The organism is Flagellimonas chongwuensis (assembly GCF_013376415.1).
Taxonomy (GTDB): domain Bacteria; phylum Bacteroidota; class Bacteroidia; order Flavobacteriales; family Flavobacteriaceae; genus Flagellimonas; species Flagellimonas chongwuensis.
The window spans coordinates 731,281-752,624 of the sequence record NZ_WYET01000001.1; the positions used below are offsets into that span (position 1 = coordinate 731,281).

Annotated in this window: 18 protein-coding genes; 13 read left to right on the plus strand and 5 right to left on the minus strand. The window is 41.3% G+C overall.

Going from position 1 to position 21,344, the window contains the following annotated elements; all coding sequences use genetic code 11:
- Positions 1-162: 162 nt before the first annotated feature.
- Both GUA46_RS03220 and GUA46_RS03225 read left to right on the plus strand, forming a co-directional pair.
- Positions 163-3,066 carry a TonB-dependent receptor gene (locus GUA46_RS03220; RefSeq protein ID WP_176619268.1) on the plus strand — a complete coding sequence of 968 codons (2,904 nt, stop codon included), beginning with the start codon at positions 163-165 and terminating at the stop codon, positions 3,064-3,066.
- A 94-nt stretch (positions 3,067-3,160) separates the two neighbouring features.
- A complete protein-coding gene (locus GUA46_RS03225; protein WP_176619269.1) occupies positions 3,161-4,183 on the plus strand; it encodes a phytase in 1,023 nt (340 codons plus the stop codon).
- Here GUA46_RS03225 and GUA46_RS03230 read toward each other — a convergent pair.
- Entirely contained in the window at positions 4,172-5,284 is a 1,113-nt protein-coding gene (locus GUA46_RS03230) for a D-TA family PLP-dependent enzyme (protein WP_176619270.1), read from the minus strand. The genes GUA46_RS03225 and GUA46_RS03230 overlap by 12 nt on opposite strands.
- A gap of 158 nt (positions 5,285-5,442) precedes the next feature.
- Here GUA46_RS03230 and GUA46_RS03235 point away from each other — a divergent pair, with 158 nt between their 5' ends.
- Positions 5,443-6,021, plus strand: a complete 579-nt coding sequence (locus GUA46_RS03235) for a DUF3332 domain-containing protein (RefSeq protein WP_108245867.1) — start codon at positions 5,443-5,445, stop codon at positions 6,019-6,021.
- Between the two features lie 68 nt (positions 6,022-6,089).
- Here the strand turns inward: GUA46_RS03235 and ahcY are convergent, their stop codons facing one another.
- Positions 6,090-7,406, minus strand: a complete 1,317-nt coding sequence (gene ahcY, locus GUA46_RS03240; protein ID WP_176619271.1) for an adenosylhomocysteinase — start codon at positions 7,404-7,406, stop codon at positions 6,090-6,092.
- Between the two features lie 74 nt (positions 7,407-7,480).
- On the opposite strand from ahcY, the gene GUA46_RS03245 reads away from it, so the two are divergent.
- The 7 genes from GUA46_RS03245 (at position 7,481) to GUA46_RS03275 (ending at position 13,535) form a co-directional block, all read left to right on the plus strand.
- Complete coding sequence (locus GUA46_RS03245) at positions 7,481-8,122, plus strand: 4'-phosphopantetheinyl transferase family protein (protein WP_108245869.1); 642 nt, start codon at positions 7,481-7,483, stop codon at positions 8,120-8,122.
- Positions 8,123-8,162: 40 nt separating this feature from the next.
- Positions 8,163-8,423 carry a thiamine-binding protein gene (locus GUA46_RS03250; RefSeq protein WP_108245870.1) on the plus strand — a complete coding sequence of 87 codons (261 nt, stop codon included), beginning with the start codon at positions 8,163-8,165 and terminating at the stop codon, positions 8,421-8,423.
- Positions 8,407-9,042 (plus strand): nicotinamide riboside transporter PnuC, encoded by a 636-nt coding sequence (gene pnuC / locus GUA46_RS03255; RefSeq protein ID WP_108245871.1) that lies wholly within the window; start codon positions 8,407-8,409, stop codon positions 9,040-9,042. The genes GUA46_RS03250 and pnuC overlap by 17 nt, the downstream gene beginning before the upstream one ends.
- A complete protein-coding gene (locus tag GUA46_RS03260) occupies positions 9,003-9,584 on the plus strand; it encodes an AAA family ATPase (protein WP_176619272.1) in 582 nt (193 codons plus the stop codon). Before pnuC ends, GUA46_RS03260 begins: the two co-directional genes overlap by 40 nt.
- Positions 9,565-11,103: a DUF4301 family protein gene (locus GUA46_RS03265; protein ID WP_176619273.1), complete on the plus strand. Its 1,539-nt coding sequence runs from the start codon at positions 9,565-9,567 to the stop codon at positions 11,101-11,103. The genes GUA46_RS03260 and GUA46_RS03265 overlap by 20 nt, the downstream gene beginning before the upstream one ends.
- A gap of 648 nt (positions 11,104-11,751) precedes the next feature.
- Entirely contained in the window at positions 11,752-12,054 is a 303-nt protein-coding gene (locus GUA46_RS03270) for a hypothetical protein (protein WP_014032362.1), read from the plus strand.
- Positions 12,055-12,188: 134 nt separating this feature from the next.
- Positions 12,189-13,535 (plus strand): sigma-54-dependent transcriptional regulator, encoded by a 1,347-nt coding sequence (locus GUA46_RS03275; RefSeq protein ID WP_108245874.1) that lies wholly within the window; start codon positions 12,189-12,191, stop codon positions 13,533-13,535.
- On the opposite strand, the gene GUA46_RS03280 is transcribed toward GUA46_RS03275, so the two are convergent.
- On the minus strand, positions 13,510-15,906 hold the full coding sequence (locus tag GUA46_RS03280) for a hybrid sensor histidine kinase/response regulator (RefSeq protein ID WP_176619274.1): 2,397 nt from the start codon (positions 15,904-15,906) through the stop codon (positions 13,510-13,512). The two genes, GUA46_RS03275 and GUA46_RS03280, sit on opposite strands and share 26 nt — an antisense overlap.
- 394 nt (positions 15,907-16,300) lie before the next feature.
- Here GUA46_RS03280 and GUA46_RS03285 point away from each other — a divergent pair, with 394 nt between their 5' ends.
- Positions 16,301-18,553 (plus strand): TonB-dependent receptor, encoded by a 2,253-nt coding sequence (locus GUA46_RS03285; protein ID WP_176619275.1) that lies wholly within the window; start codon positions 16,301-16,303, stop codon positions 18,551-18,553.
- 37 nt (positions 18,554-18,590) lie between these two features.
- Positions 18,591-19,592, plus strand: a complete 1,002-nt coding sequence (locus GUA46_RS03290; RefSeq protein ID WP_176619276.1) for a Gfo/Idh/MocA family protein — start codon at positions 18,591-18,593, stop codon at positions 19,590-19,592.
- A 4-nt stretch (positions 19,593-19,596) separates the two neighbouring features.
- Here GUA46_RS03290 and GUA46_RS03295 read toward each other — a convergent pair whose 3' ends face one another.
- Together GUA46_RS03295 and GUA46_RS03300 are read right to left on the minus strand one after the other, a co-directional pair.
- A complete protein-coding gene (locus GUA46_RS03295; RefSeq protein ID WP_176619277.1) occupies positions 19,597-20,175 on the minus strand; it encodes an aldo/keto reductase in 579 nt (192 codons plus the stop codon).
- A gap of 9 nt (positions 20,176-20,184) precedes the next feature.
- Positions 20,185-20,619 carry a Rieske (2Fe-2S) protein gene (locus GUA46_RS03300; RefSeq protein WP_108245879.1) on the minus strand — a complete coding sequence of 145 codons (435 nt, stop codon included), beginning with the start codon at positions 20,617-20,619 and terminating at the stop codon, positions 20,185-20,187.
- A gap of 186 nt (positions 20,620-20,805) precedes the next feature.
- Between GUA46_RS03300 and greA the strand changes: the two genes are divergently transcribed.
- Positions 20,806-21,282: a transcription elongation factor GreA gene (gene greA, locus GUA46_RS03305; RefSeq protein WP_108245954.1), complete on the plus strand. Its 477-nt coding sequence runs from the start codon at positions 20,806-20,808 to the stop codon at positions 21,280-21,282.
- Positions 21,283-21,344 lie beyond the last annotated feature (62 nt).

Here is a 21,344-nt window from a genome sequence, read left to right on the forward strand (position 1 = left end):
ACCTCTCTTTTTTAGAAAAGGTTATCCCAATGTAAAAAAACTGTAATTGTTGCCCTCTTGTTTCTATCGATTTTCACTTTTGTTTCCTTTTTGTTTCCCTTTAATTTAAATCATAAAGAGTTGATATACATAGTTTTGGATAACATTCTAACGTAAACCAAAATGAAATTGATGAACCTTAAAAAACTACTTTTTGTAACGCTATTTCTGGTGCTCGGAACGGCAATGGGCCAAGCACAATCAGGAAATATTCAGGGTACGATTACCGATGAGAACGGTATCTATGTTCCCGGTGCCAATGTGTATATCGAATCCTTGGTAAAAGGAGCCATTTCCAATTTTGATGGAAAATTTACTTTGGTGGGCATCCCCGAAGGGAGCTATACCTTAAGGATAACCTATATGGGCTACTCCGATGTTGAGCAGGAAGTAACTGTGAGTGCGGGACAAACCACCCCTGTGAGTATTACGCTTCAATCCTCGAATATGGAATTGGATGAAGTTCAGGTGAGTGCTTACGGACTTAGTGGACAATCCAAAGCATTGAATACGCAGAGAAACAATATGAACATCACCAACGTGGTCTCTACCGACCAGATTGGAAAATTCCCCGATGCTAACATTGGTGATGCCGTTAAGCGTATTCCGGGCATCACCATGCAAGTAGATCAAGGTGAGGCACGTAATATAATTGTTCGTGGTCTTTCTCCACAGTTAAACTCCGTTACCTTGAACGGAAGCAGGATTCCTTCTGCAGAATCCGATAACAGAAATATTCAGATGGACCTTATCCCTTCGGATATGATCCAGACCATTGAAGTGAACAAGGCGGTTACCCCCGATATGGACGGTGATGCACTGGGTGGTTCTGTAAACTTGGTGACCAGAACGGCGCCACAAGGTTTCAGGCTTTCTGCCACAGCAGGTTCCGGTGTAAACTTTATTACCGACAAGCGTATTTGGAACGGCTCCATTTTGGTGGGTGACCGCACCAACGATGGAAAATTCGGGTACATGTTTTCAGCTACCATCAACGATAACGACTTTGGTTCCGATAATATCGAAGCGGAGTGGGACAACGAGTTTGAATACAATACGGGAGTCGAAGATGAAGAGGGCGAGCCTATTCTTGAAGAAATGGATGTAAATCCGTATACCAATGTTACCGAGCAACGCACCTATTTGGTGCAAAGGGTAAGAAGAAGTTTTTCTGCCAATTTTGATTATCAGATCAATGCCGCCAACAACATTTACCTAAAAACGATGTACAACTGGAGGGATGACCGCGAAAACCGATTTGCATTTGCCCAAGAGATATTGGACGGTGAGGATATAGAAATGGGGGATTTTACCATAACCAATGGAGTTCCTACACGTTTTCCGATTGAGGCCGTGCGCGAATCCAAAGGTGGAATAGCGGGTGGTAGAAACAAAAACCGTAGGTTGGAGGACCAACGTATGCAGAATTATACCTTGGGAGGTGATCATCTTTTTGGGAATCTAAAATTTGATTGGATGGGAGCTTATGCCAAAGCATCAGAAGAACGTTTGAACGAGCGTTACGCCGCTTATGCTGCCGAATATATCGTCAACAACGATAACAGTAACTCCAAGTATCCGATTATGACGGCTGCGGATCCAAGCGACTTTAATAACTTGGATAACTTTGAGTTTGATGAGATTACCAATGAAAATCAATACACCGAAGAAGAGGATGTCAACTTCTTTGCAAATTTTGAACTGCCAGCCAATATTTTTGGCCAAGGTGATGGATTCATCAAATTTGGAGCACGAGGACGTTTTAAGACCAAATTGAGAAACAATGATTTCTTTGAATATGATTTGGAGGATTTGTACCCAACGTTGGGCGCAGTTCCTGTAAAAAATTACACTGACCCGGATTACTTGGCAGGAGAGAAGTTCCAAGCGGGAACTTTTGCAAGCGAAGAATGGTTGGGATCACTCGACTTGAACAGTACCAACGGTGAAGCATTGCCCGATGAATTCCTTCCTGGGAATTTCGAGGTAAAGGAGAACGTTTTGGCGGCCTATTTGATGTTCAACCAAAAACTTTCCGACAAATTGAGTGTATTGGCAGGTGTTAGGGTGGAGAATACTAAACTTGACTCCGAAGGAAACAGAGTGGTTTATATAGAGGAAGACGAAGATGCAGGAATTGAAGAAAGTATAGAGGTCGAAGGCGTTTCGGACGAGAATTCGTATACCAACTTATTGCCGGGCATTCACTTTAAATATGACTTGGACAACAGCACTGTTTTAAGGTTTGCATGGACAAATACTTTGGCGCGCCCAAATTACGTGGACCTTATTCCAAGATCGGAAATCGTAAACGAGGACGAGGAGGTTATCGTAGGTAATCCAGAATTGGACCCAACAACCTCCATGAACTTTGACTTGAATGCTGAGCACTATTTTGAAAGCGTTGGTATCCTATCCGGGGGATTGTTCTACAAAAGGATAAATGATTTTATCTACACCTATATCACCGAAGCAGAAGATGATGCATTTGGTTCCGGAACTACGGGTTATGATGTGTTTCAGCCTTTGAACGGCGATTCTGCTTCCATTTTTGGTGCTGAGGTATCTTTTCAAAGGCAATTGGACTTCTTGCCCGGTTTTGCCAGGAACTTTAGCATTTATCTGAACTACACTTACCTATCATCAAACGCTGATGGTATCCGTAACGAGGATGGTGACGAGCGTACCGATTTGGATTTGCCAAACACCTCCCCGAATATGTTCAATGGTTCCTTGGGTTATGCCGATAAAAGGTTCAGCGCCAGGCTATCCGCTAACTTCTCGGATTCTTATATTGATGAAATAGGAGGCAATGCTTTTGAGGATAGGTATTATGATACCCAGTTTTTCTTGGATTTTAATGCCAGTTACGCCATCACCAACAATTTGAGAATCTATACCGATGTGAACAATATTACAAACCAGCCGCTGCGCTATTTCCAAAGCGTAAAGGAAAGAACACAACAAGCAGAATTTTACAGCGTAAGATTCACCTTTGGTTTGAAGTACGACTTGTTTAGAAAATAATTTCAGGTAGTATATTTATATACGGTGTCACAACAAGTGCCTACCAAGTAAGGGTAGGCGCTTGGGACTGGCATTTCCTATCTTAATTATCAATATGAGAAAAATATTTATACCAATTATAGCTGCTGTTGCATTGACCTCTTGCAATCAAGGAAGCAAACTGCCAGCTATTGCCCCAGATATAATCACAGAAAAAACGCCGAACGATACCGATGACCCCGCTATTTGGATCAATCCGGACGATGCATCCAAAAGTATTGTGTTCGGAACCGATAAAGAGACCAACGGCGGTGTTTATGCCTTTGACCTTGATGGTAAGATCATTGAGGAGAAATCCATCAAAAACATCCAAAGACCCAATAATGTGGATTTGGAATATGGCTTTCAGCTAAACGATTCCGTTACCGTTGATGTAATCGCTTTTACCGAAAGGGAAAAGCAACAGATCAGATTGTTCTCCGTGCCAGACATGAAACCGCTCGATGGCGGTGGTTTTCCAGTATTCGAGGATGAAACGGATGTGGAGCAACGTTTGGCCATGGGAATTAGTCTGTACAAATCCCCAAAGGATTCATCCCTATATGCAATCGTCGGCAGAAAGATAGGACCAAGCGGTTCGTATTTGTATCAATATAAACTGGAATCGGACAGCACAGGGGTTTCGTCCAATTTGGTGCGTAAATTCGGGAGTTTTACAGGAGGAAAGGAAATCGAGGCCATAGCTGTGGATAACGAAATGGGTTACGTTTACTATTCCGATGAAGGAGAATGCGTAAAAAAATATTATGCTGAACCAAGCATGGGCGACGAGGAGTTGGCATGTTTCGGTGGTGAACTATTCTTGGAGGATATAGAAGGTATTGCCATTGCCAGATATGCGAACGGAGAAGGGTACATCATAGTTTCCGATCAACAGCGCGGACAGTTCAACATATTCTCCCGAAAGGACAATAGTTTTGTAAAAGCCGTAAATCTATCTACCTTGGAAACCGATGGTTGCGATGTGGTCACTGTGCCATTGAACGATACGTTCCCAAATGGTCTTTTCGCCGCCATGAACGATGAAAAAAACTTTTATTTCTACGACCTGAAAAAGGCGCTGGACTTAAAACCTTAGTTTTCGTTTTCGGGCGGTAATTTCCCAGGTATCCACTTTTTTACCGTTCTCGATAACAGAAACTTCATCATGAAGGTTGATACTGGGACAAATATGATACGGAATCCCGTACAGGACATCACCAACTTTGTATTTGTCCCAATCCTTTACCTTGATCACCCCGTGTTCCTCACTCTGTGAAAGCAGTTCGTAACCATCAAGATTCAGGAATTTTACGCGTTTGTCAATCGGGTTTTCCGCCGCAACGGATTTATGGCCCAGATCTACGGTTATAATCCCTTCGGTTGGTTTGGAAATTACCCGTGTGACCAAGATTGCGGCATGCTTGAAATTTTGTTCCGTCAATTTTTCACCATATCCCCAATCCCAAAGCACACAAGTGCCGGGGCTGGTAATTCTATTTTCTTGCAGCAAATGAGATGTGAACGATGGGGTTCCGCCACATATCAATTGAGCATGGGGGTAATCTACCCTTAGCGCATCAAAATAAACCACCACATCCATAACCCCTTGCTCTATCTTTTGGTTTCGCACCTCAAAATCGGAATCCCTTAGGTGCCCATCGTAAGCGTGCAGCCCTTTAAAATTGAGTGATTTGCATATTTTCAAATAGTTGATGAGCTCGTCCAGCCCTGGGCCAATTTGGATTCCGGACCGGTCCATTCCATTGTTGATATCAATATAAATATTGGCCGTGAGCTCTTTTTCTTTGGCTTTTTGGTTTAAAAGTTCCGCACTGTCCAAATTGTCCACTAAAGTTGAAAACTCTGTATTTGGATAGTGTTCCATCAAACGTAAAAAACGATCCAACTTTGGTCCCACCAATTGATGGGCAATACAAACGGCTTTGGCTCCAGCCTCTGCGGCAATCTCTGCTTCGGAAATAGTGGAAGACTTGAATTTTGAGATTCCCGAGCCCAACAAAAGCTCCATTACCCGGGGCATTTTGTTGGTCTTTATGTGCGGCATCAATCTATCTGTTTGTCCATGGACCATCGAAACCATCTCTTCTATATTGAACTTGAGATGTTCCAAGTACAATGAGATGGATGGGGAATCAACAGTTTCAATATTTTCAATTTCGTACCAATGGTCATTCATAACATTCCTCTTTTGAACCAATAAAGGTAAGAATCAAGATTTGATGCCTAGGAATTTTTTTGCCGGCGGACCAATTAAATGTGTCGAAATGAGATTCTAGAAAACCTAAAATCAAAATCTTTTGTACCTTCAATAGCATTAACTATAAATCTTATATCATGAAAAAAGTTATTATTTCTTCACTTTTAGCCTGCTCTATTTTGTTTACCAGCTGCTTAGGTTCTTTTAGCGCTTTCAATAATTTGAAAGATTGGAACCAGGGATTAACGGATAGTAGGTTTTTGGACAACCTCATTTTTTGGGGATTGAACATTGTGCCGGTATATCCACTTTTTTTCTTGGGAGATACCCTTATCTTCAACGTAATCGAATTTTGGTCCGGATCCAACCCGATAGCCATGAAAGATGGAGAGTCGGAAACCCAAATGGTGGAGCACGATGGCAACACTTTTGAAATGATCGCAACCAAGAACAGAATTCAGGTAACCGTGGTGGAAGGCCCAAAAAAAGGAAAGAAAATCGATTTGGTGTACAAACCGGATGAAAAATCTTGGAATGCCGTTCGTCCTAACGGTGAGATTATTAAACTTTCCTCTTTTGAAGAAGGATTCTACATTGTTTACATGCCCAATGGTGAAGAAATAAAGATTGACCCAAATAGCACGAGGGAAGAAGGTCTGGCCTTGTTGGAAGAAAACAAGACCTGCTACTATGGAGAGACCCTATTGGCTGATTAATAAAATTTTCCCCAATAAAAAACCCATGGTGCTTGCCATGGGTTTTTTGCTTTTTAATCCTTTGGTGTTTAGTAACGGTAGTATTCAGGTTTAAAAGGACCTTCTACGGTTACACCAATATATTCAGCTTGTTCTTCGTTAAGCTCTGTTAACTCGGCACCCAAACGAGACAAGTGCAGTTTGGCCACTTTTTCGTCCAAATGCTTCGGAAGCATGTACACCTCGTTGGCATATTTGTCATTATGGTTCCAAAGCTCGATTTGCGCCAAGGTCTGGTTGGTGAACGAGTTGCTCATTACAAAACTTGGGTGTCCGGTGGCACAACCAAGGTTTACCAATCTACCTTCCGCCAAGATGATCACATCTTTACCATCTATGGTATATTTGTCCACTTGAGGTTTTATTTCATTCTTGGTATTTCCATAGGTACCGTTCAACCATGCCATATCTATTTCATTGTCAAAATGGCCAATGTTACATACAATGGCTTTGTCCTTAAGGGCACGGAAATGCTCCTCTCGGATGATATCTTTGTTACCTGTTGTGGTAATCACAATGTCTGCATTGGATACCACGGTTTCCAGTTTTTTCACTTCAAAACCATCCATACAGGCTTGTAGGGCACAAATCGGGTCGATTTCGGTAACGGTAACAATGGAACCGGCTCCACGGAATGAAGCTGCGGTACCTTTTCCAACATCGCCATAACCTGCAACCACTACGCGTTTACCGGCCAACATAGTGTCGGTAGCTCTACGAATGGCATCCACGGCACTTTCACGACAACCATATTTATTATCAAATTTTGATTTGGTAACAGAATCGTTCACGTTGATGGCGGGCATCGGAAGTGTTCCCTTTTTCATTCTTTCGTACAAGCGGTGCACTCCTGTGGTAGTTTCTTCTGACAACCCCTTAATACCTCCTGCAAGTTCTGGATATTGGTCCAACACCATATTGGTAAGGTCGCCACCATCGTCCAAGATCATGTTCAACGGCTTTCTGTCCTCACCAAAAAACAAGGTTTGTTCTATACACCAGTCAAACTCCTTTTCGTTCATACCTTTCCAGGCATACACAGGAATTCCAGCAGCGGCAATTGCAGCGGCGGCATGATCCTGAGTAGAGAAAATGTTGCAAGAACTCCAGGTAACGTCAGCACCCAGTGCGACCAATGTTTCAATCAAAACAGCAGTCTGGATGGTCATATGCAAACAACCGGCTATTCTAGCACCTTTTAAAGGTTGTTGTTTCCCATACTCTTCACGTAGGGCCATAAGACCTGGCATTTCTGCTTCGGCAAGCTCAATTTCTTTCCTTCCCCAATCGGCAAGAGAGATATCTTTCACTTTATAAGGAACATACGGAATTGTCTTTGTGCTCATACTTTATATAAATTTACTTTTGTAGCTTCGCTTTTGTAGTGCGACAAAGATACAAATTCACTTAACTTAAGTTAATGCCTCTTTACAAAACAATAACAGTTTCTCCGACCACTAAGGTCTACATCTGGAAAGTGACCGAACCAGAAGGTGAACTTTCTAAGAATGTGGAGCTTACAGAGCATTGTCAAACTAGGATGGACGGCATGAAATCCATGGCGCACCGACGGGCTTTTTTGAGTATTCGTCACCTTATGGCCGAGGCAGGTTATGTGGACCATGATTTGTATTATGACGATTTTGGGAAGCCCCATCTAAAAGATGGTAAGTTTATATCCATTACCCATTCGCACAACTTTACAGGAATAATCATCAGTGAAACGGATGAAGTGGGTATAGATATTGAGATGCAACGCGATAAAATATTGAAGATAGCTCACAAATTCACACCTATCCAAGAGTATAAAACGTTGGCCAATTCCGAAGCACTCATACGAAAATTGACCATAGTTTGGGGCGCAAAAGAATCACTCTATAAAATTTATGCACAACAGGGGCTCAGTTTTTTACGTCATATCAATGTCATCGATTTTTCTTTTGAGGATACTCGAACCGTTGCCGAAATACTGTACCATGGCAAAAGGACCCATTACGAAATCGAGTTTTTGGAGTTTGAAGGGTTTACGTGCGTTTATGCCCTTAAAATGATGGGGGGATAACAATTCCTTTTTGTAGTTTTACCCTGAAATTATTTGCTCCATGAGAATATCCGTTGAACTTACGCTATCTCCGCTTCAGGATGATTTTGAAGCCCCGGTAATCGCTTTTATCAAAAAGTTGCGCGACTCTGGACTTACTGTTTTGGAGAACCCACTGAGCACACAGGTTTTTGGGGGTTATGATGAAGTAATGGAATTGCTCAATTCAGAAATAAAGAAAAGTTTTGAGAATTTGGACCATGTGGTGCTGACCATGAAAATGGTAAAATCCGACCGAAGCGAGTATGAACCCCATTTTTGATTTTTTTCTTGGTCCTTACGAAGGTCGTGAGCTGTCCCTCATCATTTTGGAGGCCACCGCATTTTTCTTTGGTATTGCCAGTGTTGTCTATGCCAAAAAGGAAGATATTCTGGTATATCCTACCGGCTTGGTCGCTACAGTTATTACGACCTATATCTTTTTTGTCGATAATCTTTTCGGGGACATGATGATGAACTTCTACTATTCCATAATGAGTATTTATGGATGGTGGAACTGGGCAAGACGAAGGGATGACAGAAACCCTGTGGTACATATTACACGAACCAATTCTAAGGAGAAATTTATCGGGATTGGTTTTTTTCTGTTGACCATGTTGGTCACATACGGGGTTTACAAAGCTTTTGGAGCGGATATAGGGCCCACAAACTACGTGGATATCTTTACCTCGGGTGTTTTCTTTACGGCAATGTGGTACATGGCCAACAAAAAGCTGGAAAACTGGACCCTTTGGATATTGGGTGATTTAATTACCGTACCTTTGTACGCCTACAGGGGATGGGGTATGTTCTCTTTACAGTACCTCATTTTTACTGTTCTAGCTGTACAGGGATATCTAGCATGGAAGAAAAACTTGGCCAAGAGCCCACAAACCTCATAAAAGTGGTCCTTTTTGGACCTGAATCCACAGGCAAGACCACGTTGTCCAAACAACTGGCGGAATACTACAATACCGAATGGGTGCCCGAATATGCTCGCGAATACCTACAAGATAAATGGGACAGAGAACAAAAAACATGCGAACCACACGATTTGTTGCCCATTGCTTACGGACAAATGCGCCTAGAGAACCAATTGGCGAAAAAAGCAAATAAAGTACTTATATGTGATACCGACCTTTTGGAGACAAAGGTGTATTCCGAAGCATACTACAACAGAACATGTGACCCTCTTTTGGAAGAATACGCCCTAAAAAACAGTTACGACCTCTACTTTCTGACCTATATAGACACACCTTGGGTAGCAGATGACCTCAGGGATAAGCCGGATGAGAGAGAACGAATGTTTATGCATTTTAAAGAAGCTTTGGAGGATAATAACAGGAAATTCATTAATTTGAGGGGAGATAAAGCGTCAAGGCTTTCCACAGCAGTAGAACACATAGATAAACTTCTCCAAAAACATGATAAAATTAAGTCCTAAAGACTTGGAACAACTGGACTCCAAAGGAATTTCCAAAGAAAAAGTAAATAATCAAATACAAACATTCAAAGAAGGCATCCCATTTGTGCAACTATCGCAAGCCGCGGTAGTGGGCAATGGAATACTTCGGTTCTCGGAAAAGGAGCAGCTGGACCTGCTTCAATATTTTGAGGATAATAGAAAGGAACTTGAACTATTAAAGTTTGTTCCAGCCTCTGGCGCGGCATCCCGTATGTTCAAGGCCATGTTCAATTTCTTGGACAGCTATGACCCATCAAAAGAAGAGCTGTCCGAATACATAGAACGCACAGGAGACCAAGATGCTAAAAAATTTACCAAGAATCTTTCCGACTTTCCCTTTTATGATTTGATCATGTCCAGAATCAAGGGCAAAGCCTCCAACAAAGATGAGGAAGCCTATCTTTTTGTAAAGGAAATGTTGATGGACAGTGGTCTTAACTATGGCTTTTATCCCAAAGGTCTTTTGCCTTTCCATAAATATAAAACGGGTACGGCAACCCCCTTCGAGGAGCATTTGAAAGAAGCCGCCCTCTATGCAAAAACAAAGGGTACCGCCAATCTTCATTTTACCGTATCGGAACAGCATGATGAGATGTTTGCGAAAGAGGAAGCGACTGTGGGGCCAAAAATCTCCAAGAAAACAGATACTTCTTTCAATATTACCTATTCCAATCAAAAACCATCTACTGATACCATTGCGGTAGATATGGAGAACAACCCTTTTAAAAATAACGATGGTTCCATCTTATTCCGTCCGGGAGGACATGGTGCCCTCATAGAGAACCTGAACGATCAGGATGCAGATATTATCTTCATCAAGAATATAGATAATGTGGTCATCGATAAAAACTTGGAGACCGTATCCAACAGTAAAAAAATGTTGGCAGGTGTCCTTAAAAAAGTTCAGGACAAAGCGTTCGCCTATGCCAGACTTTTGGACAAGGATGAAGTTTCCATTGAAAAAACAGACGAGATCAAAGCGTTTTTGGAAAAAGACCTTAATGTTCGTATGCCCAAGAACTATGATGATTTTGGAGTAGAGGAGCAAAAAACGATGTTGAAGGACAGAATCAACCGTCCCATACGTATATGTGGTATGGTCAAAAATGAAGGTGAGCCCGGTGGCGGTCCGTTTTGGATAAAAGATACACAAGGAAATATATCCCTTCAGATAATAGAGTCCGCCCAAATAGATATGGAGGATAATGCCCAAGCGGCGATACTACAAAACTCTACACACTTTAACCCGGTGGATCTCGTATGTGGGGTACGGGACTATAAAGGACAAAAGTTTGACCTTTTGGACTTTGTGGATACCAAACAAGGTTTTATTACCGGTAAAACCAAAGAGGGAAAAGAATTGAAGGCACTGGAGCTCCCTGGATTATGGAATGGGGCAATGGCTTTCTGGAACAACATTTTTGTAGAGGTGCCACTGGTGACCTTTAATCCGGTTAAAACGGTTAATGATCTTTTAAAACCCACCCACCAGGCATAACTATTAAAAAAACAATTGACTAAGCCCGTTGCTGAAAAAGTAGCGGGTTTTTTGTGTTCAAATGTGACTTGGTTTTAAAAAATGTGTCTAAAAATATAATCGGAATCGTTTCCGGTGACATGATTAAATTTTTTGATAATCCTTGCGGGGTTGTCTTAACTAGGTTGGTTGATTTGGTAAGATAGCCGTGCTTTATGTACGGCTTTCTTTTCATTAATGTTCAAAAAGATAGACAACGGCATATATGTTTTACAAAATAATATTGTTTTTAAACGTGGTATCGTTGGGCTTGGCTCTATATATATTGATATCCTACTTAAGGAACAGAAACAAGCATAAACATATCAAAAAACAGGATGATGCTATATAAACACTAGCCATGTATTATCCATTTCTGCCAATCTGTACCATGGTCTTTTTTCCTTGTAACCATTTATTGGCAAATACGAAAGGCTGCCCAGGCAGCCTTTCTTGTATAATTTTTACACACTTTGTTTACGGTATTACACAGTTTTACACAACTATTAAAATTGGCACAAAAACGTAAAGTATTAAAAATCAAAAAATTAACTTGATTTTTAAAAATTTTCTGGTGTTGGCACTATGTTTTCAGTTAGATAAGCAAGTTTAACAATAAAATTAAATACCATGAAAAATTTAGCTTTAGCAACAGTACTATCATTTGTAGGAATCACAGCATTTGCAAATGTTGAAACTCCAGAACTAGAAAATAACAGTGCAATCGAGATTGTAGTAGGAGATTTTGAAGAAATCAGCGTGTCTGACCTTCCTTCTGCTGTATCTAGCGCAGTAGAGTCTAACTACCCTACCGCTAAAATCGATAAAGCATACAAAAACGATAAGGACCAATATAAATTGGAACTTACCCTTGAAGACGGTACATCAGGAACTGTATATGCCGATGCTGAAGGGAACTGGATTGACATGTAATTAGATATATCACCCCACAATAGTTAGTTTGGTTGATGAAGGGCTGCAGTATGCAGCCCTTTTTTTTTGTGATAATTTTATAAGAAAGCAATCATCTTTAAAAAGATATGGGCCGTATATTAGGTAACTGAATTATGCCCAAAATCCTAATCATTGAAGACGATACCGCTTTCTGTCAAATGCTTCAAAAGTTTTTGACCAAGAACGGTTTTGAGGTATCCATAGGTTTCTCCATCAAAGAAGCAGAGGAACATCTTGCATCATCAACTTTCGATTTAATATTGTCCGATGTAAGATTGCCCAAAGGAAACGGAGTTACTCTGCTTGCACAGGTCAAACGCGATTCTCCAAAAACGCAGGTTATTCTGATGACGGGTTATGCAGAAGTGAAAACCGCGGTAAACGCCATCAAAGAAGGTGCTTTCGACTATATTTCAAAACCTTTTACACCAGAGGCGATACTTGGAGTGATCAAAGAAGCATTGAAAACACAGGTCGTCGAAACACAAAAGGCTGTTGAACCTTCTAAAAAGGTACCAATAGAGGAGAAGAAGCCCGTTGGCTTTTTAAAAGGACAGGGAGAAAAATCCAAAAAACTTCAACAGTATGTAGAGTTGGTCGCCCCCACAAATATGTCTGTTTTGCTTACTGGCGAAAGCGGTACGGGAAAAGAGGTGACAGCCAACTCCATTCACTTGGCAAGTAAGAGGAGCAATAAACCTTTTGTGGCCGTGGATTGTGGGGCCATACCAAAAGAAATAGCCACAAGCGAGTTTTTTGGTCACCTTAAAGGTAGTTTTACAGGAGCTATAGATGATAAAAAAGGTCATTTTGAAGCTGCCAATGGCGGAACACTCTTTTTGGACGAGGTAGGGAATCTTTCATATGAACACCAGGTACAATTGCTCAGGGCCATTCAAGAACGTAAGATAAAACGTGTGGGTAGCACCCAAGAAATCCAAGTGGATATTCGAATTATAGCCGCCACAAACGAAAATCTTCTTGAAGCTGTCGAAGAAGGCGATTTTAGGGAAGATTTGTACCACCGACTCAATGAATTTTCCATAGAAGTACCATCTTTAAGGGATAGGCGGGAAGATATTCTCCTGTTTGCAGATTATTTTTTGGCCAGGGCCAATACCGAATTGGACAAAAATGTGCTTGAATTTTCCGAGGAAACCAAAAATATTCTGCAGAAGTACGATTGGCCCGGGAATTTAAGGGAAATGAAAAATGTGATCAAAAGGGCAGTTCTTTTCTCTCCAACGGAAACCATGTTCCCCAATGCATTGGCAGATGAGGTGGTCGATGGCGCCAATAAAGAGCATGAAGTCAATTTCTCTAAATCCGATTTTGAACGAGAAAGGATTTTGAGCGCATTAAAGCAAACCAACTTTAACAAGAGCAAGGCAGCAAAACTGTTGCAGGTTACCCGAAAGACACTTTACAACAAAATCAATCAATATCAATTGGATGTTTAGCCAGATACGCTTGGATTTCAACGTCAAGATTGTTCAGGACTGTTTGAAGTTCTGTTAAAATTTCAAATACCTTTTCTCCTGTTGCATCATCGGAAAGATGTTCCAAAACCTCTAATAATTGGATGGCATCATGTACTTCCAATTGTCTGAACATAGGCAACATTTTGTGGGATATGGCCTTAATGTCGGTATAATCCTGATTGCCAATAGCGGAAAACATGAGCTCCATGTTTTTGAGGGAATTGTCCAAAAAGACCTGCAAAACTTCTTTGACCGACTCAAAACTATCCAGAAATGCGGAAATATTTCGAATGGTAAACAAGGGAGAAGCTGTGTCCGGGATTTCGCTTTTGGAACTCATATTATTGACGAACGATAAAGCTTTTAATAGGTCTGTTGCTGAGAAAGGTTTTTGCAGAACATCGGCAAAACCTGCATCCAAATATTCGGATTTATTTCCAATCTGTTGACCGGTCATGGCTATCACAGGTCTTGAATAACCTGTATTATTCACCTTTTCCAATACGGAAAAGCCATCGATAGAAGGCATTTGAATATCCGTAATAACCGCATCGAACCGATGGATTTCGGAAATGTGAAAATCATCAAAGTTTGTATAAGTTGCGGTTTTTACCTGGTTGAGTTTGCAGACTTCTGATATAAGACTCAACATATTTTCGTCATCATCGATTACCAAAATGGATAAATCATCAGGTTTTACAATTGGAGTTTCGAAATTGTCCTCTTTGATTTCGATATTGGTAAACTCAACAGGAATCTCAACTGTAAAGGTACTCCCCTTGTTCACTTCGCTGCTCAAGCTTAAAGTGCCATCCAATAATTCGGTAAGTTTTTTGGAAATGGTCAGGCCAAGGCCATACCCAATTTGTTTTTTCTCTGTGGATTCCCCTGCTTGGATAAACTCTTGGAAAATGGCTTCTTGCTTTTCTACAGGTATTCCAATTCCTGTATCCTCAACCTCGATTTTTGCCCATTTGGATTTACTTTTTTCAACCACAGTTGCGGTAACCTTTACATATCCTTCATCGGTAAATTTAAAGGCATTGCCAATCAGGTTGGATAATATTTGTCGTATTCTAAATGGATCGTTTATGATGGGTGTTTTTAAATCCTCGGAGACTTTCAATTGTAACGACACTCCTTTTTTGGATTGCATCTCCTCAAAATCTGTTGCCGTGTCCGCTATTAACTGTGACAGCAAAAAAGGAACTTTGTCCAATTGAATTTTGCCAGCCTCTAATTTTGAAAAATCCAAAAGGTCGTTCACCAGTTTTTCTACATAATCGGAAGAAGATTGAATCTTTTTTAAGTAATTCGATTGTTCGGAATTTAGTCCGCTTTGCCCTATCAAATCGGAATAACCGCTAATGGTATTCAAAGGGGTGCGCAGATCGTGGCTTACGGTCGATATAAGCTGCTCCCTACTTTTTAAAAGCGATTCCGAATATTTTTTGGCCCTTTCGAGACGTTCCCGATATTCTTGGACTTTCCAATAATCTTTGGAAATCATAAAAGTGAATACAACTACGATAATCAACCCTAAGATCACCGCTCCACCGGCCAAACGTGTGCTTTTTTTCAGTGCTTCTTCTTGCTGAAGAGCATCTAGATATGTGTTCTGGGCCATTTCTCGTTCAAAATCCGATAAAATCCCCCTCATTTTTTGGGAAAGCTCAAGGTCAGTGCGATATATTTCGAGTTCCTTTTGAAGTACAGTCCTCTCGGCAGTGGCAGTTTCTGTAATGGCTTTGTTTATGATGGATTTGGAAACCTCTAAAATGGAATCGATATTGTTGGCGTCCGCACCCCCATCTGAGTTCGGTATATTTTTATTAAGAATAGCCACAGATTTTCGTATGGACTCTTTTGCTTCTGGGGATAATTTGTCAAAGTTCGGAGCAAAGGTTTCGGGGGTAATTCTTCCCATACCCACTTCCATATCATGGAAAGCCTTTAAAACCGAATCCAACGAAGTATTGTTTTCGTTCCGTACCTTAAGTTTTCGCAATTCAGCATTGTTGAACACTTTTTGGCTCAATAATTCTTGAACACTGTCCAATTCAGAACTTAGGGAACTGTAATCTGATTTTACCAACGGCTTTAGAGAATCGATGAAGGCCGTAATAGAGTCCACTTTTTGCGCATAGGATCTTAAATCCTCTGTTTTTTTGGTCTGGAGGGCCAATTTGGAGAGGTTTTCGGCATCGTAGAGTTGTGTGAGCAATATATTGGTCTTCAAGAGCTTTTCATTGCTGTCGTCCTGGTTTTTGGATGAGGCGTAGCTTTTGAATTCATTATAGATGAAAAATGCAGCCAGAGATGCAAGAAGACCCAGCGTAACATAGCTCATTACAATTTTTAGGGTAAACCTTTTTTTTGATTTTGGATGCATACTCTTATATACGCTTGCACTTGGGGTGCATGGTTGTTAGCAAAAGTTAAATTTTTAAGATGTTTTTTATGAAAATCAATACGGGCAGCTTACATTTGCGGCATCTCAAAGGGGTGCTTTGGTTTAGTTGTAAGTGCTAAATGAAAAGTGATGAGTTGCAATCCGGCAACGTAAAACTTTTAACTCAAAACTTAGAACTATTGTAAGGCTGAGATTATACCCAATGAACCTGGGCGGGTAATGCTGCCAAGGGAATGCGCTAGCCGCATCTTGGAATTTCTATGTTTCTTTAGAAACAAAATCAATTTTTAACAAAGAATAATGACCCCTTTTATTCGTAACATTTTTACGAATGAAACTCTATTCAATTATTCAAAAAGAAGCCCTTTCAGGCGGCTTATTGCGACCGTCAGAAAAAAGCAAAGGACATCGCACCAAAACGCTATTTGCAGGTATGGCCTTATTTGGCCTGGCACTTTCCTTAAGTGCGCAAGAGGAACCTATTGACAGCCTTGAGGGCACAAAGGTTGTCCTCGATGAAGTCCTTGTTCAGTCCATAAGGATTACCAAGGATTTCCCCATTACTTTTTCTGATTTGGACAAGGTGGAACTGGCTCCTCGAAATCTCGGTCAGGACATCCCGATTCTCATGAATTTTATGCCAGCCGTTGTGACCACATCGGATGCTGGGGCGGGTATCGGTTACACCAGTATGCGGGTTCGTGGTAGCGATGCAACAAGAGTCAACGTTACAATTAACGGTATTCCGTATAACGATGCAGAATCGCATGGTACTTTTTGGGTGAACATGCCCGATTTTGCTTCCTCTACCCAAAGTTTGCAATTGCAGCGTGGCGTGGGAACATCTACGAATGGTGCAGGTGCCTTTGGGGCTAGCTTAAACATGCTTACCGATGCTTTTTCGGAGGAAGCATATGCCAAAATCTCATCATCAGTAGGAAGTTTTAATACACTGCGCAGCAACGTAAAGTTTAGCACGGGTTTAATGAACGACCATTTTGAATTTTCTGGACGTTTATCACGGGTAACTTCAGATGGTTACGTAGATCGGGCATCCTCTGAATTGGAAAGTTATTTTCTGCAAGGAACTTATAAAGATGATAATACCTTGATCAAGGCGTTGCTTTTTGGTGGACACGAAATTACCTATCAGGCGTGGAACGGTATAACCGCAGACCAGTTGGAAGATAACCGTACCTACAACTCGGCCGGGGAATATACCGATGATAACGGAAATACTCAATACTATGAAAATGAGGTCGACAATTATAAGCAAGACCATTTTCAATTGCACTGGTACGAGACTTGGAACTCCGCATGGAACACGCATTTGGCCGTTCACTATACAAGAGGCCGGGGCTTTTTTGAGCAATACAGGGAAGAAGACGATTTTGCTACTTATGGTCTGGAACCTTTCACAGTAAATGGAGAATTGGTAGAAACTACCGATTTGATTCGCCGCCGTTGGTTGGACAATGATTTTTATGGAACCGTATTTTCCGCTACCTACAAAAGTGAAAGCCTAGAACTAATTATGGGCGGGGGGTACAATGAATACAAAGGAGACCACTTTGGCGAAATCATATGGGCAGAATATGCACGCAATAGTGAAATTCGTGATAGGTATTATGACGATAATTCCACCAAAACAGATATAAACTTTTACACAAAGGTTAATTATCAGCTTACGGACCAGTGGTCCTTGTTCGGAGATGTGCAATATCGTGGTGTTGGTTATCAGGCCAATGGCGAGGATACTGGTCTAGTGGACGATACATTCAATTTTTTTAACCCGAAAGCTGGAGTCACTTTCGATTTGAACCGAAACAATAACTTTTACTTTTCGTATGCGCGAGCCAATAGGGAGCCCAACCGTAACGATTACGAAAGCGGAAGCCCAAAACCTGAAAAACTCAACGATTTTGAGCTGGGCTGGAGATACGTTTCACCAAGTTTTCAGTTGAACACCAATGTGTACTATATGCGTTACAAAGATCAGTTGGTTTTGACTGGAGGTTTGAATGATGTAGGGGCCCCGTTGAGGTCCAACGTTGGTGATAGTTATCGTTTAGGATTGGAAATCGATGCCAACGTAACGCTCTCCAATTCCTTTAAATGGAGACCGAACATTGCTTTGAGCGATAACAGGAACCTAGATTATTTCTTTGAGCGGGATGGAGAGCTTCAAGATTTGGGAAATACAAATATTGCCTTCTCCCCAAAATTGATTGCGGGCAACATTATCACCTATCAGCCCAACACCAACTTTCAGGTTTCATTGCTTTCAAAGTTTGTAGGCAAACAATACATGGGCAATATAGATTCCGAAGGCTCGGCTTTGGATAGCTATACCCAAACGGATTTCAATATTCAGTACACGATCAACATGAACTCTTTTATAAAGAGTATTGAACTTTCCGGTTTGGTGAACAATATTTTTGATGCCGATATTGTCTCCAACGGATATTTCTACACGTTTGATGATGACTATTCCAATCCTGGAACCATTACCACAATTGAAGGTGCCGGTTACTATCCACAAGCAGGAATCAATTTTCTTGTGGGAGCGACCATCAACTTTTAAGGTGTAAAAAGAACGGGATTCTGTAAATTTATCCATAATGACAGAATCCCGTTTTAATTTTTCAGAAGAAAAGCCCCTGCGCTGGGGCGTTATCGGTTGTGGTGCCGTAGCCGAAATAAAAAGCGTGCCAGCCTATAAGATTACACCCGGTTTTGAGGTTGCCATGGTAATGCGGCGCGATTCGGAAAAAGCCGAAGATTATGCCAAAAGGCACCGGATTCCTCATTGGACGACCGATGCTGATGAAGTAATCGGCAATCCAAATATTGATGCAGTTTATATTGCTACACCTCCCGATACCCATAAATTTTACGCTTTAAAAGTAGTTGCAGCGGGGAAACCTTGTTGTATAGAAAAACCCATGGCCCCTACGTATGATGATAGTTTGGCCATTTATGAAGCTTTTCGGAAAGGGGATGTTCCTCTTTTTATAGCTTATTATCGCCGTTCTTTGCCCAGATTTTTGAAAGTCAAGCAATGGTTGGATGATGGTCTGATCGGTGAAGTCCGCCATATCCATTGGCAAAAGACTAAACCGCCCAGTGAACTGGATTTGAGTAAAAAATACAACTGGCGTACCGATTTGGCTATCGCCAGAGGAGGGTATTTTGATGATTTGGCCAGCCATGGCCTGGATTTGTTCATCTTTCTGTTGGGTGATATTGTAGAGGTTAATGGAACAGCAACCAATCAACTAGGGCTATATACTGCTTTTGATGCAGTAGCGGCCCATTGGATGCATGATGGAGGGATAACGGGTACAGGTAATTGGAACTTTGGCACCCATGATCGGACGGACAAGGTTGAAATATTAGGTTCCGAAGGCAGTATTCGTTTTGCCGTTCTGGATGAGGCTCCCATTGAACTGAACAATGCATCAGGACATCAAGCATTGGAAATTGTACACCCCCAACACATTCAAGAATTTCACGCAGAGAATATCAAACTTCACCTTCTTGAAAAGGCGACACACCCATCAACGGGAAAAACGGGGCTACATACCAGTTGGGTTATGGAAAAAATTCTGGGAACACTTTAAGGTGCTACCAAAGTTGATGCACGTGTTTTTTGATGTACTTTTCGTAGATGTCGTTGACGGCAACTTTCTCTTTTTTTGTTAACGGAGGTAGTTTAGCAGCATTGATATTGCTGTTCAGGTGTTCAACTTTGGATGCTCCGGGAATAATGCAACCGACCTCGGGAAAATCCAATATCCAACGAAGTGCAATGGGAGCCAGGCTTTCTCTATCAGGAAATACCTTTTTAAGTTCATTTACGGCTTCCAGCCCAGTGTTTTTTAAGCTGTCCTCCACATATTTTCTAAGCACCTCCGGGGTATATCCTTCATTAATGTGCGGATTGATTTGTCTTCCACATTTTGTGGCCACAAAAACTTCTTCGGACCTTGATTTTACCACTCGGCCAACGGCTGCCTCACTTGCACCGGCTTCATAGACATCAGCGGTGTCTATAAAGTTTACACCGTCATCTATTGCTTCATTAATAATTTGTTCAGCTAAAGCATCATTGAATCCAGAGCCCCATTTTCCACCTACCTGCCAAGTACCCAAGGAGATTTCAGAGACTTCTATTCCTGTTTTTCCTAGTTTTCTATACTTCATTCTTCAGGACTAATTAGATATGATGACCACGTTTCCACTTTGGGTAGCCCTATAAAATAAGAGGTCATGGTATCGGTTTCCATCATCGGGCCTATCCAATAATTGTCCGGTAAACAAACTATAGGTATAACCTTCGCAGCTACATACAGCGTTCTGCCCGTCGATTGTCATGGTGGAACATTCATTGGGTACATGATTGGGACAACTGGCTTCCCAAGCCATAAAACTGGACCCTGTATTGATAACAAAAGCGCCTCGAGTTCCCACTCCATTGTTACCCACGTAAACAGGATTTCCAATGTTTTGTAAATTATTGTATAAGGGCAGGTTAAGGTTCAACTCAAAACGAAATCGTACTTCTTGCAAATATGGATTTCTATTGGAAGTGTCGGAGCTACAGGATAATACCAGTGCCAATAATACTATGGCCCAGAGGTGCTTCATGTTCGATAGTTTCAGTACGTTACGGCAGCAAAGTTGAACAAAAATTCTCTATATTTGCGTTAAATCCTCGCAAAAACCATGCAGGTCATGGGCATCGTTGAGGATTTTTTGTATTTGTAGAGGAAGAGTACATTGGGGAAATTTTTTGATTTTCTTCAATGCCTCTTTGCATTAAAAATTAACGATATGAGCAAAGTATCATACTATACACCCGAAGGATTAAAGAAATTGAGGGACGAATTGAACCAACTTAAGGATGTAGAGCGTCCAAAAGCGTCACAGGCCATTGCTGAAGCAAGAGACAAGGGAGATCTTTCAGAAAATGCGGAATATGATGCGGCCAAAGAGGCCCAAGGGCTTTTGGAAATGAAGATTTCCAAAATGGAAGAAACCTTGGCCAATGCCCGTTTGATAGACGAATCACAACTGGATACCTCCAAGATATTAGTACTTTCTACCGTTAAGCTAAAGAACCAGGCCAATGGGATGGAAATGAAGTATACCTTGGTGGCAGAGAGCGAAGCGAATCTAAAGGCAGGTAAGATTTCCGTGACATCTCCGATTGGTAAAGGGTTATTGGGCAAAAAAGTAGGTGATGTTGCCGAGATCAAGGTTCCCAATGGAACACTCAAATTTGAGATTTTAGAGATCACTCGAGAGTAACAGCAACTAAATTGGTATATTTAATCCCGTCATAGCACGGGATTTTTTTATTTTAAACTGAA

Bases quoted from the DNA above. Each gene is read 5' to 3' on its own strand.
- GUA46_RS03220 (WP_176619268.1), top strand. From the start codon at position 163: ATGAAATTGATGAACCTTAAAAAACTACTTTTTGTAACGCTATTTCTG.
- GUA46_RS03225 (WP_176619269.1), top strand. From the start codon at position 3,161: ATGAGAAAAATATTTATACCAATTATAGCTGCTGTTGCATTGACCTCT.
- GUA46_RS03230 (WP_176619270.1), bottom strand. From the start codon at position 5,284: ATGAATGACCATTGGTACGAAATTGAAAATATTGAAACTGTTGATTCC.
- GUA46_RS03235 (WP_108245867.1), top strand. From the start codon at position 5,443: ATGAAAAAAGTTATTATTTCTTCACTTTTAGCCTGCTCTATTTTGTTT.
- ahcY (WP_176619271.1), bottom strand. From the start codon at position 7,406: ATGAGCACAAAGACAATTCCGTATGTTCCTTATAAAGTGAAAGATATC.
- GUA46_RS03245 (WP_108245869.1), top strand. From the start codon at position 7,481: ATGCCTCTTTACAAAACAATAACAGTTTCTCCGACCACTAAGGTCTAC.
- GUA46_RS03250 (WP_108245870.1), top strand. From the start codon at position 8,163: ATGAGAATATCCGTTGAACTTACGCTATCTCCGCTTCAGGATGATTTT.
- pnuC (WP_108245871.1), top strand. From the start codon at position 8,407: ATGAACCCCATTTTTGATTTTTTTCTTGGTCCTTACGAAGGTCGTGAG.
- GUA46_RS03260 (WP_176619272.1), top strand. From the start codon at position 9,003: ATGGAAGAAAAACTTGGCCAAGAGCCCACAAACCTCATAAAAGTGGTC.
- GUA46_RS03265 (WP_176619273.1), top strand. From the start codon at position 9,565: ATGATAAAATTAAGTCCTAAAGACTTGGAACAACTGGACTCCAAAGGA.
- GUA46_RS03270 (WP_014032362.1), top strand. From the start codon at position 11,752: ATGAAAAATTTAGCTTTAGCAACAGTACTATCATTTGTAGGAATCACA.
- GUA46_RS03275 (WP_108245874.1), top strand. From the start codon at position 12,189: ATGCCCAAAATCCTAATCATTGAAGACGATACCGCTTTCTGTCAAATG.
- GUA46_RS03280 (WP_176619274.1), bottom strand. From the start codon at position 15,906: ATGAGCTATGTTACGCTGGGTCTTCTTGCATCTCTGGCTGCATTTTTC.
- GUA46_RS03285 (WP_176619275.1), top strand. From the start codon at position 16,301: ATGAAACTCTATTCAATTATTCAAAAAGAAGCCCTTTCAGGCGGCTTA.
- GUA46_RS03290 (WP_176619276.1), top strand. From the start codon at position 18,591: ATGACAGAATCCCGTTTTAATTTTTCAGAAGAAAAGCCCCTGCGCTGG.
- GUA46_RS03295 (WP_176619277.1), bottom strand. From the start codon at position 20,175: ATGAAGTATAGAAAACTAGGAAAAACAGGAATAGAAGTCTCTGAAATC.
- GUA46_RS03300 (WP_108245879.1), bottom strand. From the start codon at position 20,619: ATGAAGCACCTCTGGGCCATAGTATTATTGGCACTGGTATTATCCTGT.
- greA (WP_108245954.1), top strand. From the start codon at position 20,806: ATGAGCAAAGTATCATACTATACACCCGAAGGATTAAAGAAATTGAGG.